General features: G+C 65.8%; 13 protein-coding genes. 11 read left to right on the forward strand and 2 right to left on the reverse strand.

Annotated elements, in window-relative coordinates:
* The first annotated feature begins 47 nt into the window (after positions 1-47).
* The 4 genes from HK401_RS01680 (at position 48) to HK401_RS01695 (ending at position 4,786) form a co-directional block, all read left to right on the forward strand.
* A complete protein-coding gene (locus HK401_RS01680; protein ID WP_181272913.1) occupies positions 48-1,253 on the forward strand; it encodes a trans-sulfuration enzyme family protein in 1,206 nt (401 codons plus the stop codon).
* Positions 1,253-1,906, forward strand: coding sequence for a GNAT family N-acetyltransferase (locus HK401_RS01685; RefSeq protein WP_181272914.1), 654 nt, complete (start codon positions 1,253-1,255; stop codon positions 1,904-1,906). Before HK401_RS01680 ends, HK401_RS01685 begins: the two co-directional genes overlap by 1 nt.
* Before the next feature lie 314 nt (positions 1,907-2,220).
* On the forward strand, positions 2,221-2,982 hold the full coding sequence (locus tag HK401_RS01690; protein WP_181272915.1) for an enoyl-CoA hydratase-related protein: 762 nt from the start codon (positions 2,221-2,223) through the stop codon (positions 2,980-2,982).
* Positions 2,983-3,154: 172 nt separating this feature from the next.
* Positions 3,155-4,786 (forward strand): long-chain-fatty-acid--CoA ligase, encoded by a 1,632-nt coding sequence (locus tag HK401_RS01695; protein ID WP_181272916.1) that lies wholly within the window; start codon positions 3,155-3,157, stop codon positions 4,784-4,786.
* 202 nt (positions 4,787-4,988) lie between these two features.
* Here HK401_RS01695 and HK401_RS01700 read toward each other — a convergent pair whose 3' ends face one another.
* Positions 4,989-5,852 (reverse strand): hypothetical protein, encoded by an 864-nt coding sequence (locus tag HK401_RS01700; RefSeq protein ID WP_181272917.1) that lies wholly within the window; start codon positions 5,850-5,852, stop codon positions 4,989-4,991.
* A gap of 109 nt (positions 5,853-5,961) precedes the next feature.
* Between HK401_RS01700 and HK401_RS01705 the strand changes: the two genes are divergently transcribed.
* Positions 5,962-6,882: a 3-hydroxyacyl-CoA dehydrogenase NAD-binding domain-containing protein gene (locus HK401_RS01705; RefSeq protein ID WP_181272918.1), complete on the forward strand. Its 921-nt coding sequence runs from the start codon at positions 5,962-5,964 to the stop codon at positions 6,880-6,882.
* 104 nt (positions 6,883-6,986) lie between these two features.
* Here the strand turns inward: HK401_RS01705 and HK401_RS01710 are convergent, their stop codons facing one another.
* A complete protein-coding gene (locus tag HK401_RS01710) occupies positions 6,987-7,340 on the reverse strand; it encodes a nuclear transport factor 2 family protein (RefSeq protein WP_181272919.1) in 354 nt (117 codons plus the stop codon).
* A 248-nt stretch (positions 7,341-7,588) separates the two neighbouring features.
* Here HK401_RS01710 and aztD point away from each other — a divergent pair, with 248 nt between their 5' ends.
* The 6 genes from aztD (at position 7,589) to HK401_RS01740 (ending at position 15,372) form a co-directional block, all read left to right on the forward strand.
* Positions 7,589-8,869: a zinc metallochaperone AztD gene (gene aztD, locus HK401_RS01715; RefSeq protein WP_219921643.1), complete on the forward strand. Its 1,281-nt coding sequence runs from the start codon at positions 7,589-7,591 to the stop codon at positions 8,867-8,869.
* Between the two features lie 164 nt (positions 8,870-9,033).
* Entirely contained in the window at positions 9,034-10,416 is a 1,383-nt protein-coding gene (locus tag HK401_RS01720) for an NAD-dependent succinate-semialdehyde dehydrogenase (RefSeq protein ID WP_181272920.1), read from the forward strand.
* Positions 10,417-10,564: 148 nt separating this feature from the next.
* Positions 10,565-11,944, forward strand: coding sequence for a short-chain fatty acid transporter (locus HK401_RS01725; RefSeq protein WP_181272921.1), 1,380 nt, complete (start codon positions 10,565-10,567; stop codon positions 11,942-11,944).
* Between the two features lie 294 nt (positions 11,945-12,238).
* A complete protein-coding gene (betT, locus tag HK401_RS01730; protein ID WP_181272922.1) occupies positions 12,239-14,311 on the forward strand; it encodes a choline BCCT transporter BetT in 2,073 nt (690 codons plus the stop codon).
* Positions 14,312-14,932: a DNA-3-methyladenine glycosylase I gene (locus HK401_RS01735; RefSeq protein ID WP_181272923.1), complete on the forward strand. Its 621-nt coding sequence runs from the start codon at positions 14,312-14,314 to the stop codon at positions 14,930-14,932.
* Positions 14,929-15,372, forward strand: a complete 444-nt coding sequence (locus HK401_RS01740; RefSeq protein WP_181272924.1) for an NUDIX hydrolase — start codon at positions 14,929-14,931, stop codon at positions 15,370-15,372. Before HK401_RS01735 ends, HK401_RS01740 begins: the two co-directional genes overlap by 4 nt.
* Positions 15,373-15,401 lie beyond the last annotated feature (29 nt).

Genomic DNA, 15,401 nt, shown 5'->3' on the forward strand with positions numbered 1-15,401 from the left:
ATGGACCGCCTCTGCACGTGAGGGCACGCACCTCTATATTGGGGACCATGACAACGCCTGAGTCCACTTCCACCAGCCGCACCGAACTCGCTCCGGACACCATCGTCGTCGAAACCGGACGACCGGTTCGCGTCGACGGCGCCTCGGTGAACCCGCCGATCGACCTGTCCTCGACGTTCATCAGCGCCGGCGACATCGAGAACTCGCCCTACGCCTACGCCCGCTTCGACACCCCCGCGTGGTCACCCTTCGAAGAGGCACTCGCCCAGCTCGAACATGCGAGCCTGCCCGGGCTGGTCTTCGGCTCCGGTCTGGCGGCGATCTCCGCAGCGATCAGTCTCGTCCCCGCCGGCGGCACGCTCATCATCCCGAAGCACAGCTATCAGGGAGCGCTCGCCTCGGCGGAGCAGATCGCGCAGCGGCAGGGCTTCGATTTCGTCACCGTCGATATCGCCGACACCGAGGCGGTCATCGCCGCACTCGACAGCGCGGGGTCAGCCGACGGCACCACCACCTCGGCGGGGGATGGCACATCCGTTTCCGGGACGGGCATGCTGTGGATCGAATCGCCGACGAACCCGATGCTCGAGGTTGCCGACGTTCCCGCGCTGATCGCGGCCGCGAAGGACCGTGGGTTCCTCGTCGCCGTCGACAACACCTTCGCCACGCCGCTGCTGCAGACGCCGCTCGACCTCGGCGCCGATGTCGTCGTCCATTCGGTGACGAAGTACCTCGCCGGTCATTCCGACGTCGTGCTCGGGGCGGTGCTGACCAGCAGCCCTGAACTGCGGGAGCAGCTGCACACCGAACGCTCGATGCGCGGCGGAATCGCCGGACCCTTCGAGGTGTGGCTGGCCCTGCGCGGGCTGCGCACCCTGGCCGTGCGCCTCGACCGCGCGCAGACCAATGCCCAGGCCATCGCCGAACGCCTCGCCGCCCATCCCGCCGTCGTCGAGACCCGCTACCCGGGCCTGCCGAACGACCCCGGCCATGCCCGCGCGAGCGCACAGATGAATGGGTTCGGCGCGATCATCGCCTTCACTGTCGACACGGCGGAGAAGGCCACCGCCATCGCCGAGGCGGTCCGACTGTGGACCCCGGCGACCTCCCTGGGCGGGGTGGAATCCCTCATCGAACGCCGGCGTCGGCACGCCGCCGAACCGGAGACGGTGCCCGAGGGACTGATCCGGTTGAGCGTGGGGATCGAGAATCTCGAAGACCTGTGGGCCGACCTCGAGGCGGCGTTGGGCTGATGGAGCACACTCCGGGGGATCGGGACCGCTCGGGTCACGGTGAGCGTTCGGGTCACCGCGTGCCTTCCGGTCACCGTGAGCGTCCGGATGCCCGGGGTTACGTGCTCGATCGACCGAGCGCGGAGGATGTCGAGGAGTTCTTCGCTATTGATTCCGACCCGCGAGTGTGGACCCATCTGCCCAGTGGTCGGATGACGGGCAAGGGCGAGGCGAAGGCGATCCTCGCACGGCTGACTCAGCAATGGGAGCTCGACGGTCTCGGGCCGTGGATGGTCAGGGACGTCCCCGGCGGCGACCTCCTCGGCCACTGCGGCTGCTCGCTGCGCGGGGTACCCGAGCCCGGCGCCTCACGCAATGCGCCCGGGGCATTCTGGAACCTCGGCTACCGGTTCCGCCCCGAGGCTCAGGGGAGGGGACTGGCGACCGCGGTCTCCCGCGACGCGATCGACGCGGCGGCAGCCATCGACGCCGAACTGCCGGTCGTGGCGTATCTGCTCGAGCACAACACCGCCTCGGCGCAGGTCGCTCGCAAGCTCGGCTTCGAACTCGTCCACCGGGCGCCGGACGCCGGCAACCCGGACCCTGCTGCCATCCGACTCGTCTTCGCCGACCGCGAGCTCACTCCCGCGCAGCTGGACGCGACCCTGCGTTGAAAGCGGTGCCGTATGTCTCCTGGAGGTGGATCCACCGCGAAATGCCGACGCGAATCACGGTGGATCCACCTCCAGGAGACGCTCCCGAGCATCGCGCGACGCAGGGTCGCCGGTCGGGTGACGCGAACTCGTCGCTCCGGCGCTTAGGCGTGTCACTGTCCGGCGCTTAGGCGTGTGACGCAGATCAACTTAACGTACGTTAAAATGGCGGTGGAAGCACGTGTGCCTCTTGGGGTGCACGGAAGCAGAAGTGCCAACAGCTGCCCGGATCGCCCGCCCGCACGGGTCACCGGGATCGCACGTAAGGAGTCGCATTGTCCGACAGCGTTCTCGTCAACGTCAGTGGTGACGTCACCACCATCACGATCAACCGGCCCGAGAGTCTCAATGCGCTGACTCAGGAGGCGGTGCTGGCCATCGGTGAGGCCGTCGCCGAGGCGGAGGCGAAGTCTCGAGCGATCGTCCTCACCGGCAACGACCGGGCCTTCAGCTCCGGGGCCGACCTGCAGGGCGGAGTCTCCGAACGTCAGGGCATCGAACTCGACCAGGCGAATGCGATCATCCGCAGCCTCATCGACGCCTCCGTGCCCACGATCGCCGCGGTGTCGGGACCGGCCGCCGGAATCGGCTGCTCGTTCGCTCTGGCCTGCGACTACCTCGTCATGAGTGAGAAGTCCTACCTCATGCTCCCGTTCACCAAGATCGGCCTCATGCCCGACGGCGGTGCCACCGCCCTCGTCGCCGCATCGGCCGGTCGGCACCGTGCCCTGCGGCTGGCCCTGACCGGGGAGAAACTGCCCGCCGCTGACGCCTTCGACTGGGGTCTGGCCAGCGAGGTCGTCCCCGCCGGGGAGCACCTCACGCGCGCGTCCGAGCTTGCTGCGGCGTGGGCCAAGGGGGCACCGCAGGCCATGGCCGCGGCGAAAGCTGCGATCAATGACGCCACGCTCACCGAACTCGACAGCGCCTTCTCGCGCGAGGTCGAGGGGCAGGGACAGCTGCGGGCCTCGCAGGACTTCGTCGAGGGAGTCGCTGCCTTCCTCGAAAAGCGCACCCCGACGTTCACCGGGGACTGACCCCGCCTCGGCGAAATCCCCGGCCCCACCTCGGCGTCGGGTCTCTGATTGATAACACCTGCCGCTTCGGATGTGATCGGCCTCACCTGAGCCGATAGTCTGACGGCAACGACCACCCGCTGCAGACGAACCAAGCGGTTCGCCCGCAGCCAAGCACGAACGAAGGAGTCTCATGCTCACTGGCATCCCATCCACCCTCGGTGACAGCTACCAGCTCAACACCACCACCCTCATCAGGCACGCAGCCACCGTGTTCGGCCAGTCCGAAGTCGTCTACCGCCGCTCCGACGGATCGTGGGGCAGGTCGAACTACGCCGAGGAATTCAAGCGCATGGCGCAACTGGCACACGGCCTCGATGAACTCGGCGTCGGTGCCGGCTCCATGGTCGGCGTCATCGACTGGAACTCCCGCCGTCACCTCGAACTCTACTTCTCCGTCCCCGGCGTCGCCGCCACCATGCTCCAGCTCAACCTGCGCCTGGCGCCCGAGGACCTCGCCTACGTCGTCAGCCATTCGAAATCCGACTGGATCTTCGTCGACGAATCGCTCCTCCACGTCGCCGAGGCGCTCGCCCCGAAGCTCGACGTCAAGGGCTGGGTCGTCATGACCGACAAACCCTCGTCCGAGATCGAGACGAGCCTGAACAACGTCGTCTTCTACGAAGACCTCATCGCCGACAAGCCTGAGACATACGACTGGCCCGTCGTCGAGGAGAAGACCGCCGCCTACGCCGGCTACACCACCGGCACCACGGGCCGGCCGAAGGGCGTCTACTACTCGCACCGCTCGATCTACCTGCACACCATGGGCGGACTCGCGGCACTCCACGCCGACTTCGACGACTGCGTCATGCCCATCACCCCGATGTTCCACGTCCTGTCGTGGGGCTTCCCGCAGAACGCGGTGGCCGCCGGTGCCAAGCTCGTGCTGCCGGGCAAGTTCGCGGCCGAGGAATTCGGCGCGATCGGTCAGGCCTTCATCGAAGAGGGCGTCACCCTGGCCAACGGTGCACCGGCGATCTTCGCCCCGATGCTGGCGATGATGAAGAACATGCCGCAGCCGCCCGACCTCAGCGGGGTTCGGCTCGTCTCCGGGTCCTCGGAGCCGCCGCTGTCGATGATGCGCGGGTTCAAGGAGATCACCGGCGCCGAGGTGATCCATGGCTACGGTGCCACCGAGACGACCCCGTTGGCCACGACGAACTGGAAGCTCAAGCCGGGCATGGACCTGGGCGAGGAGGAGCGTTGGGACCTCAAGCGTTCGCAGGGTCTGCCGATCATCGGCGTCGAGCTCAAGATCGTCGATCCCACCGGTGAGGAGCTGCCGCGCGATGGGAAGTCGATGGGTGAGATCCTCATGCGCGGCCCCTGGATCACCGAGTCGTACTACCAGCTGCCGGACAACTCCGAGCGGTTCCTCGACGGCTGGTGGCGCTCGGGCGACGTCGGCGTCATCGACGAGAACGGCTATCTCAAGATCACCGACCGTCTCAAGGACGTCATCAAGTCCGGCGGCGAGTGGATCTCCTCGATCGACATGGAGAACGGCATCCTCGACAACCCGAACGTCAAGGAGGCGGCCGTCATCGGCGTTCCCGACGCGAAATGGGATGAGCGTCCCGTGGCCTACGTCGTGGCCAATGACGGTGCCGAGGTGACCCGCGAAGACATCATCGAAACGCTTGGTGAGCGGTTCGCGAAGTGGCAGATGCCCGATGAGGTCAACGTCGTCGACGAGTTGCCGCGCACCTCGGTGGGCAAACTGGACAAGAAGCTGCTGCGCAAGGAGTGGGACGAGAAGTGAGCTGAGCTCGTCTGGCCTAGCTGGGCTGGTGAGTTGGCTGGGCTGATTGAGCTGGGCTGGTGAGTTGGCTTAGCTGGGTTGATGAGCTCATTCAGTCGAAACAACGGTGGAGCGCCGAGACAACGCTGTGTGCACAGTGGTCTCGGCGCTCCAGCGTTGTCTCGAGGAAGAGGCTTGTGGAAATGGGTGCCAGAGGGGCTGCTCAGGGGTGGTGGAGCAGGTAGGTGCCGCCTTTGAGGCAGGTGTCGACGACCCAGCCGTCGCCGACCAGGCCGGTCAGCGAGGTCCGCAGCGCCATGCGCCAGCGTCCGGCCAGCTCAGCATCCTGACCGCGCAGGTCCTCGATGTCGGAGGGGAAGTCGAGCGAGACGACCTCGGTCTCCTTCGGCACTTCGCTGAGCAGGGGCTCGCCGTCGTCATCGGCGCGAAGGCAGGGGAAGGCCGAACCGGCATCGGCGATCGCCGCACGCGCCGGACGGTCGAGCGGCCAGGACACCATCATCCGGTCGCTGGCCTGCCCGGAGTTCACCCCATCGCGCATCTGCCCGTAGAAGTCCTCGAGGTATTCGACCATGCCGACGCCGAGGCGCTGGAAGTTGAAGTAGGCATTGCGGGCGACCAGCGGATCGAAGGTCCAGGTCATCTCCGTGATGCCGAGGTTGAGACACCACAGGCGCTGGTGCAGTTTCATCGCCGAACCGGCTCCGCGACCGATGACCTGGTGACGCACGCCGGCGATGTGCGAATGCATGACGGTACCCAGAGGCTGGCCGAAGAAGCCGATGGTCACGCCGATCATCTCGTCCGGGTCATCGACGCTGTAGGCGGCGGAGACGTAGTTGCCGGCGTGGGCGAAGGCGATGATGAGGCTGGGTTCGAACACGGTCGAACCGGTGTCGTCGACGCTCCAGACCTCGTCAAGCAGCAGCGAGGCCCGAGCCGCCTCCTCGGCGGTGTGGATCTCGCGCACCTCGATTCCTGCGGTCTCGGCCGCGGCGGCGAATTCGTCTTCCGCCAGGGCGATGATCTCCGAGTCCACTGTTCTCAGTTCTGCATTCGCGCTCATGGTGACATTGTGCCACCGAAGCGAAGCCGCGACCGGGCGCACACGGCAACGTTTCGGGCACAGCTCGACAGGCGTCCCGCGACCTCGCGCCCAGGTATAGCCTGGACGCATGAGCTCATCTGTCGCTGTCATCGGGGCCGGAACCATCGGCCGCTCGTTCGCCTTCCTCTTCGCCCGCAGCGGGTACACCGTGCGGGTCTTCGATCCTCGCGATGACCTCGCCGAGGTGGTCTCCTCACTCCAGGCCGAAGTCACGTCCGCCGCATCGTCGCAGAATGAGTCGGCCGCGCAGATCGGCAGCATCGAGGCTGCCGATTCTGCCGCGTCGGCCGTCGCCGGGGTGTCCTTCGTGCAGGAGTCCGGGCCGGAGGATCCGGATGCGAAGCCGGAGCTGTTCGCCCGGATCGCCGAGGCGGCCCCTGCCGATGCCGTGTTCGCGACGTCTTCGTCGACGATCCCGGCCTCGTTCAACGCCGAGCACCTCGACAGGGCGGCCGCGGCGCGAGTGATCGTGGGACATCCGTTCAATCCGCCGCATCTCATGCCGCTCGTCGAGGTGGTTCCCGCACCGGTGACCTCGTCTGCGACCATCGACGCGGCGGTCGCGTTCTACCGCAGCTGCGGGCGTGAGCCGGTGGTGCTGAAGCAGGAGATCCGCGGGTTCGTCGGCAATCGGCTGCAGAATGCGCTGATGAAGGAGGCGATCGCGCTCGTGCAGAACGGCGTGATCTCGGCCCCGGACCTCGACACGGTGATGAAGAATTCGCTGGGTCTGCGCTGGTCGGCTGTCGGGCAGTTCGAAGGCATGCACTTCGGCGGGGGACCGGCAGGCATCCGCGGCTTCATGGACCACATCGGCCCGGCCTTCGCCGCGATCGAGGACCTGCCCGTCGACGTCGACCCATCAGCGATGAGCGAGGTCTTCGATCAGGTCGAACAGGCTTATGGGCCGACCCCGACGCCGCAGGCCGCCGAGGTCCGCGATCGGATCCAGCGCGCGGTGCTCGAGGCCCGCGGCCAAGACGTCTGAGGCACAGCGGACTCAAATATAGGTCACTATCGGATATTCTGCGGGCTCAGATATGTCCGATAGTGACCTATATTCGGCGCTCTCACGCTTGCCGACGCTGAGCCTCAGACCGCTGCCTGATAGAAGTATGTCGTGCGTTCGGCGATGAGGCCCTCGGTGTCGAAGAGGAAGAAGTCGGCGAAGCCCACCGAGGTCTCCGATCCGTCCTTGAGCCGACCGTTGAACACGCCTCGACTGGAGGCGCGGTCGCCTTCGACGAGGATCTCCTGCAACGAATGTGCACCGGATTCGATGACGCGCTCGCCGTGGTAGAAGTCGGTGATCTGCTGCCCGAGCATCGTCGGGTAACCGGGGCGGTCATAGCTGGCGTCGGCTGAGAACAGCGCCGAGGTGGCGTCCGCATCCCCGGCATCGACGGTGGTGTAGTAGCGCTTCACGAGTTCAGTCACACTGGCCATGGTCTTACCGTAGCAGTGACCCGTGACACACACTCACCGCAGTGAAGAATATCGCCGAGGCGGCCCGCCGCCCCGTGTCATTGCCGTCCCCGTTCCCGCCGTCCCCGCGCCACCGACGCAGTGTCACCGCCCCCGCGACACCGACGCCGTGCCACCGACGCCGTGCCGTCTGGTTTCGCATCTCACCACCGCATCGGGTTAATATCGACCTGCTAAGGATAATGAGTCTCACTAGAAAGAGAACCGGAATGATGAAACCACACCAGGCGATGCTCGGATCGGCGGTGGTCGCCTCGGCGCTGCTGCTCGGCGGCTGCCAGCCCGGCGACGATGACACCGACTACGATGCCGTCGGCCAGGAGGAGAAGACCGCGGAGGCCGGAAGCGAAGGCAAGGACGGGGAGAAGACCGGCGACGGTCATGCTCAGGAAGTCGCCGGCTCCCAGCCCCGACTCGTGACCACCTATGACGGTGGGATCATGACGCTCGACGCGACGACCCTCGAGGTCATCGACGATACGAAACTCGACGGCTTCAACCGCCTCAACCCGGTCGGCGATGACCGTCATCTCATGGTCTCCGTGGCCGACGGATTCCGCCTCTTCGACGCCGGCGTCTGGACGCAGCCGCACGGCGATCACACCCACAGCTATGCGGCCGACCCCGTCCTCACCGACACCGTCTTCGACACCGAGCTGCCCGGACACGTGGTCACCCACGGCGGATCGACTGTGCTCTTCGGCGACGGGGACGGCAAAATCCAGACCTTCGACACCGACGACTTCGCCGACGACCCGAAACCCGAGGTCACCGAGGCCGACGAGCCCCATCACGGAGTCGCCGTCCGCCTCGACGACGGATCCACCTTGCACACAGTCGGCACCGAGGACGAGCGGTCCGGTGCGAAGGTCGTGGACAAGGACGGCAAGGAGATCGCCCACAGCGAGGACTGCCCCGGCGTCCACGGTGAGGCCGCTGCGAAGGACGAGACGATCGCACTCGGCTGCGAAGACGGGATCCTGCTGTACAAGGACGGGAAGTTCGACAAGATCGACGCTCCCGATGACTACGGGCGCATCGGCAACCAGGCCGGCAGCGACGACTCCCGCTACGTCCTCGGCGACTACAAGGTCGACAAGGACGCCGAACTCGAACGTCCCGAGAAGGTGAGCGTGACCGATACGAAGGACGGCACGCTCTCGCTCGTCGACCTCGACGCCTCCTACAGCTTCCGCTCGCTCGGCCGCGGCCCCGAAGGGGAGGGCATCGTGCTGACCACGGACGGGACGCTGACAATCATCGACCCCGAAAGCGCCGAGGTGACCGATGAGTACCCCGTCATCGACAAGTGGAAGGAGCCGGTCGAATGGCAGAAGGCCCGGCCGACGCTCTTCGTCCAAGGTGAGGTCGCGTACGTCAGCGACCCGGCGAAGCAGAGCATCCACATCGTCGACCTCGACGACGGTGAGGTGATGGCCAGCGAGAAGCTGCCGCACGCGACGAACGAACTCACCGGGGTCGCCGGCTGAATGACCGCCTCCGCGTCGGCGGGCGTCGGGAGCACCACCTCGGCGCCCGCTGACAAGATGCTCAAGAACTCGCCCGGGAGGTGAGATGTGCATTGCCGACGCCGGGATTCGGTCATAGGTTGGAGGTGACCGAGGCACAACCCCGAATCGAAACGAGGACAGCCATGACCACCACCGCGTACCGTGTGACCAACCCGGCGACCGGCGAAGTCGCCGAAGAATTCGCCACCGCCACCGATTCCGAGATCCTCGCCGCCCTCGACCGTTCGGCGACGACCTTCACCGAGTGGAGCCGGACCACCGTGGCCGAACGGGCGAAGGTCCTCGCCCGCGTCGCCGAGATCTACTCCGAACGCGCCGAAGAGCTCGCCGAGGTCATCAGGCTCGAAATGGGCAAGGCCGTGCCCGAAGGCAAGGGCGAGGTCGGCCTGTGCAGCCTCATCTACAAGTACTTCGCCGACAACGCCGAGTCGTTCATGGCCGATGAGCCGCTGCGCGGACCGAAGGACGCCACCGCCATGATCCGCCGCAAGCCCGTCGGCTCGCTGCTGGGCATCATGCCGTGGAACTTCCCCTACTACCAGGTCGCCCGCTTCGCCGCCCCGAACCTGGCACTCGGTAACACGATCCTGCTCAAGCATGCACCGCAGTGCCCGCGCTCGGCTCAGATCATGGAGGAGATCTTCATCGAGGCCGGCCTGCCCGAGGGTGCGTACATCAACATCTACGCGAGCAACGAACAGGTCGCCGACCTCATCCTGCCCGACCCGCGCAACCACGGAGTCTCGCTGACCGGTTCCGAACGTGCCGGGGCCGCCGTGGCTGCCGAGGCGGGCAAGAACCTCAAGAAGGTCGTGCTCGAACTCGGCGGATCCGACCCCTACATCCTCCTCGACTCCGCCGACGTCAAGGAGTCCGCGAAGACCTTCTTCGACACCCGCATGGGCAACACCGGCCAGGCCTGCAACTCGCCCAAGCGGATGATCGTCATGGACGACCTCTACGACGACTTCGTCTCCTCCATCACCGAGGAGGCCAAGAAGCGCACCCCCGCAACGCCGGGTGAGGACGGCGCCCGCCTGTCCCCGCTGTCGTCGGTGGCCGCAGCTGACCGCTTCATCGAGCAGGTCCAGGACACCGTCAGCCAGGGTGCGACCCTGCTGGCCGGCGGCAAGAAGTACGACGGCGGCGGCGCCTACGTCGAACCCGTCGTGCTCACCGGAGTCGAAAAGGGCATGCGCGGCTACTACGAGGAGCTCTTCGGCCCCGCCGTCATCGTCTACAAGGTCGGCACCGAGGAAGAGGCCGTCGAACTGGCCAACGACACCCCGTTCGGCCTCGGCGCCGCCGTGTTCTCCGGCGACATCGAACGGGCCGAACGCGTCGGATCGCAGATCGATTCGGGCATGGTCTTCCTCAACGCCCCCGAGGGAACGCGGGAGTTCCTGCCCTTCGGCGGCGTCAAGCGCTCAGGCGTCGGACGCGAGCTCGGACCGCTGGCCATGGACGAGTTCGTCAACAAGCAGCTCGTCTACAAGCAGGACTGAGGCCACCACCTCGGCGCCGGTCGGCACCTGCGCCACACAGCCACCAGCGCGCGTCCGCGCACCGCTCAGGGCGCTGCTCTCTACCGAGGGCAGCGCCCTGATTGTATGCTGAGATCGCACACAGCGAACTCTCAGCGGGAGGTCTCCCATGTCGGCACCGAAGCCGTCGACCCAGGTCAATGCCGCAGCCTCAAAAGGGATCATGCGTCCGATCAACCGATTCCTCGAGCAATGGATACCGTCGGCACTGACCTTCGCCATCGTGCTCACCCTCATCGTCGCGGTCCTCGCGCTCATCCTCACCGATGCCGGGCCCGCCGAGGTGGTCACCGGCTGGGGTGAGGGGCTCGCCGGACTGCTCGAGTTCATGACGCAGATGTGCCTCATCCTCCTGCTCGGGCACATCCTCGCCAACACCGGCCCCGTGCGGAAGCTGCTGGCGTGGCTGGCCCGAGTGCCCGGCAACGCCACCTTCGCCTACGTCTTCGTCTTCGTCGTCGCCGCAATCGCCAGCCTCATCACCTGGGGCCTCGGCCTCGTCGTCGGCGCCCTGCTCGCCCGCGAGATCGCCGTGCAGTCACGTGAGCGCGGGATCAAGGTCCACTTCCCACTGCTCGTGTCCGCGGGCTATTCGGGGTTCGTCGTCTGGCATATGGGCTATTCGGGGTCGGGTCCGCTGACCGCGGCCACTCCGGACTCCTTCCTCTCCGACTCCCTCGGCGGGAAGACGATCCCCGTGTCCGAGACGATCTTCGCCGGTTGGAACCTGCTCGCGATCCTCGGCGTCATCGTCGTCTGCGGTCTCCTCTTCCTCCTCCTCGCACCCAAACCCGGCGCACCGGTGTACGAACTCCCCGCCTCGGTGACCTCGGAGAAGCAGTCCCACGTCGACGAGGAGGTCGTCACTCCCGCCGACCGCATCGACGCCTCACGCATCCTCACCCTCGTCGTCGGTCTCGCGCTCGTGATCTACCTGGTCATGCACTTCGCCCAGGGTGGGGGACTGACCCTGGACATCGTCAACTGGTCGTTCCTCGCCCTCATCCTCCTGCTCGTGCGCAATCCCTTCGAACTCATTCACCTGACGAAGGAAGCCGCCTCGAACGTCGGCGAGATCCTGCTGCAGTTCCCGCTCTATGCCGGCATCCTCGGCATCATGTCGTCCACCGGGCTCATCGCCGTGTTCTCCGACGCCTTCGTCTCGATCGCCAACCCTGCCTCGTTCGGTGTGCTGGCGCTGCTCTCAGCCGGCCTCGTCAACTTCTTCGTACCCTCCGGCGGCGGACAGTTCGCCGTTCAGGGGCCGATCATGCTCGATGCGGCCAACCAGCTTGGCGTCGACCCGTCGATTGCGATCATGGCCGTGTCCTACGGCGACCAGTGGACGAACATGCTGCAGCCGTTCTGGGCCCTGCCGGTGCTCGCGATCGCAGGGCTGAAGATGCGCGACATCCTCGGCTACACGTTCATCACCTTCCTCGCCTCCGGGGTGGTGATGGCGCTGGCACTCTTCCTTGTGTCGCTGTGAACCATCCGCACCTCCCTCCGCACTGCCACGGTCGGCAACTGCCTCGCCCGCCAGCCGCTCCGGTGGCAAGTTGTCCTGTTCCCTTCCGAGATCCTCGCCGTTCTTCCCCTGGGAGGTTACCCGCGGCTACGATATGGTAGCCTGCATGGTTGGCCCCCTGCCCCATGACCGGGACGTTAGGAGTGTGCCACTCGACGCACCGCAGATATGCGGTCAGCCAGGCTCGACAGTGTGCAGATACCTGATCGAGCGCAGATGCCAGGACGCAACCTCGTCCGACGAAGGAGCGATCAGATGACAGCTACAGCGGACATCTCCTCAGAGCCGCCGAAGAAGAAAAAGGAGAAGCCTGTTCTCCCTCCCGTCAACAAGCCGGTATTCATCGCCGCGGCCTTGGGGACGCTTGCAATCACGGTGTGGGCCCTGATCGCTCCCACCAACGCCGAGGCGGTCCTCGGTGCCGTCGTCGGATGGACCTCCGACTGGTTCGGCTGGTTCTACGTCCTCCTCGTCGCGGTCGTCCTCGTCTTCGTCATCTATCTGGCCGCGTCGAAATATGGAACGATCAAGCTGGGCCCCGAACATTCGAAGCCCGAATTCGGTCTCATGGCATGGGCCTCGATGCTCTTCGCCGCCGGCATCAGCACGGACCTCATGTTCTTCGCCGTCTCCGAGCCCGTCACCCAATACCTTGCACCGCCCTCCACCGAAGCCGAGACCGTCGACGCCGCCCGTGAAGCCACAGCGTGGACGCTGTTCCACTACGGCCTCAGCGGTTGGGGCCTCTACGCACTGATGGGGATGGCCCTGGCGTACTTCGCCTACCGGATGAACATGCCCCTGGCGATCCGTTCGGCACTGGCGCCGATCTTCGGCAAGCGCGTCAAGGGCGGGTTGGGAGACACTGTCGACTTCGCCGCGCTCCTCGGCACCGTCTTCGGCGTTGCCACCTCGTTGGGCATCGGCGTCGTCATGGTCAACACCGGACTCAGCACCGTCCTCGGTCTGCCGATCTCGACGGGCGCGCAGATCGGCATCGTCGTCGTCGGTGTGGCCGTGGCCACCCTCTCGGCAGTCTCCGGCGTCGACAAAGGCATCAAGTTCCTGTCACTGCTCAATGTGTTCCTCGCTGTCGCCCTGAGCCTCTGGGTTCTCATCGCGGGCAACACGCAGTTCCTGCTCAACGCCTTCGTACTCAACATCGTCGATGTCGTCCGACTGTTCCCGAACATGGTCGGCCAGACCTTCGCCTTCGAGGACACCGGAACATGGATGACGGATTGGACCCTGTTCTTCTGGGCCTGGTGGATCGCCTTCGCCTCGTTCGTCGGCCTGTTCCTCGCCCGCATCTCCCGCGGCCGCACGATCCGGCAGTTCGTCCTGGGCACCCTGACGATCCCGTTCCTCTACATCATCATGTGGATCTCGATCTACGGAAACTCAGCGCTCGACCTCATCCGCAGCGGAGACAAAGACTTCGGCGAGCGGACCATGCTCAACCCGGAGGGCGGCTTCTACGAGCTGCTGTCGAACTATCCCGGGTTCTTCGTCATCGCCGCACTGGCCACGGTGACAGCGCTGCTCTTCTACGTCACGACTGCTGACTCCGCGGCTCTGGTCATGGCCAACCTGTCTTCGCGTCTGCCGACCCCGCAGGATGACGGTCGTCCGAGTCTGCGGATCTTCTGGGCCGTTGCCACCGGAGCTCTGACGATCGCCATGCTCATCGTCGGCGGTGTCGGTGCGCTGCAGAACGCCACTGTCATCATGGGGCTGCCGTTCGCCTTCGTCGTCATTCTCGTGATGATCGGCTTGTACAAGGCTCTGCGGGTCGAGGCGCATCGAGTAGAAAGCGTTGACACGAGCCTGCCTGCCTCCCTGGCCCGCCGCTCCCGCGGTCCCGGCAACGAGACCTGGCAGCGGCAGCTCGGCCGGGTGCTGTCCTTCCCGAACAAATCCCGTGCGAAGGCCTTCGCCGACGATGTCCTCATCCCCACCCTCACCGAGGTGGCCGAAGAGATGGAAGGCAGAGGCATCGGGTCCCGCTGTGGTCGGGTGGACAACGAAGGTGTGTTCGTCGAGGACGGCGAACTCATCGAGTTCGAGGTCGACGGGGAAGGCGAGTTCCCGTTCCGGTACCAGGTGTGGCCGCACAAGGTCAGCGTGCCCTCGTTCGGCGGCATCGTCCCGCGCGGCACCGGTCAGGACTACTACCGGATGGAGGTCTACCTCGACGGCGGCACCGGTCAGGGCTACGACATCATGGGCTACTCGAAAGAGCAGATCATCGACGACGTGCTCGATAAGTACGAACGTCACGTCGAGTTCCTGCAGCTGCAGGAGAACATCGCCCACGGCGAGGACTGAATGGACGAAGAATCGGATTCGCTCGGGGGCGGCGGGGCGGTCGTCGGAGACGATGGGCTGTCCCGCACGCCCTGGGCCTACGGTGACCCGGCACTCCTGAGCTACTACGACACAGAATGGGGCCTGCCCATCCACGATGAGGCGGGATTGTTCGAACGCATGAGCCTCGAAGGGTTCCAGGCCGGACTGTCGTGGCTGACGATTCTGAAGAAACGGGATCGCTTCCGGGAGGTGTTCGCCGGCTTCGACCCTGAGGCCGTTGCCCGGTTCGGCGAGCCCGAGATCGAGGAACTGCTCGGCGACGCCGGAATCATCCGTCACCGCGGCAAGATCGAGGCCTGCATCAACAATGCCGCGCGTGTGATCGAGCTGCGCGAGGACGGTGGGCTCGACGAGTTCCTCTGGTCCTTCCAGCCGACCGAGACGCCTCGGCCACGAACCCCGGCCGAGATTCCGACGACGGGTCCCGAATCCGTGGCGCTGTCGAAAGCACTGAAGAAGCGAGGGTTCCGCTTCGTCGGTCCCACCACGATGTACGCACTCATGGAGGCGATAGGAATGGTCGATACCCACTTGCTCGACTCCCATCGCCGAGGTGCCTCCGGAGTGTGGTCGGCATGAACGACATCCGCGTCTCCGCTCTGGTTCTCCTCCACCCGCACCGGGGCGATCTGCTTATGGTCCGCAAGGCGGGCACCACCTCGTTCATGCTCCCCGGCGGCAAACCCGAAGCGTGGGAGACCGCTGAGGAGACGATCATCAGAGAGATCGCCGAAGAGCTGGGGCTCGGGCTCAGTGCGGACCGGCTGCATGCCTTGGGTACGTTCACGGCCGAGGCGGCCAACGAAGCCGACCACAGAGTCATCGGCGATGTGTTCTGCTACGACGGTCTGCCCGATGAACTCGACATCGAGGACATCGCACATCTCGCCGAGATCGCCGAGGCCGGATGGTTCCCCATCGACCCGCTCCCGGCAGATACCGTCGAGCGTCAGTTCGCGCCTCTGACCCGCAACGAGGTGATCCCCGCACTGCAGGCGACCGGGCGGCTCGCCGGGTGAGGGCGCGTCCTGTGAGACTGAGGACTGGA

Origin of the sequence: Brevibacterium oceani (assembly GCF_013623835.1) — a bacterium.
GTDB classification, from domain to species: Bacteria; Actinomycetota; Actinomycetes; order Actinomycetales; family Brevibacteriaceae; genus Brevibacterium; species Brevibacterium oceani.

Bases quoted from the DNA above. Each gene is read 5' to 3' on its own strand.
- HK401_RS01680 (WP_181272913.1), top strand. From the start codon at position 48: ATGACAACGCCTGAGTCCACTTCCACCAGCCGCACCGAACTCGCTCCG.
- HK401_RS01685 (WP_181272914.1), top strand. From the start codon at position 1,253: ATGGAGCACACTCCGGGGGATCGGGACCGCTCGGGTCACGGTGAGCGT.
- HK401_RS01695 (WP_181272916.1), top strand. From the start codon at position 3,155: ATGCTCACTGGCATCCCATCCACCCTCGGTGACAGCTACCAGCTCAAC.
- HK401_RS01700 (WP_181272917.1), bottom strand. From the start codon at position 5,852: ATGAGCGCGAATGCAGAACTGAGAACAGTGGACTCGGAGATCATCGCC.
- HK401_RS01705 (WP_181272918.1), top strand. From the start codon at position 5,962: ATGAGCTCATCTGTCGCTGTCATCGGGGCCGGAACCATCGGCCGCTCG.
- HK401_RS01710 (WP_181272919.1), bottom strand. From the start codon at position 7,340: ATGGCCAGTGTGACTGAACTCGTGAAGCGCTACTACACCACCGTCGAT.
- aztD (WP_219921643.1), top strand. From the start codon at position 7,589: ATGATGAAACCACACCAGGCGATGCTCGGATCGGCGGTGGTCGCCTCG.
- HK401_RS01720 (WP_181272920.1), top strand. From the start codon at position 9,034: ATGACCACCACCGCGTACCGTGTGACCAACCCGGCGACCGGCGAAGTC.
- HK401_RS01725 (WP_181272921.1), top strand. From the start codon at position 10,565: ATGTCGGCACCGAAGCCGTCGACCCAGGTCAATGCCGCAGCCTCAAAA.
- betT (WP_181272922.1), top strand. From the start codon at position 12,239: ATGACAGCTACAGCGGACATCTCCTCAGAGCCGCCGAAGAAGAAAAAG.
- HK401_RS01735 (WP_181272923.1), top strand. From the start codon at position 14,312: ATGGACGAAGAATCGGATTCGCTCGGGGGCGGCGGGGCGGTCGTCGGA.
- HK401_RS01740 (WP_181272924.1), top strand. From the start codon at position 14,929: ATGAACGACATCCGCGTCTCCGCTCTGGTTCTCCTCCACCCGCACCGG.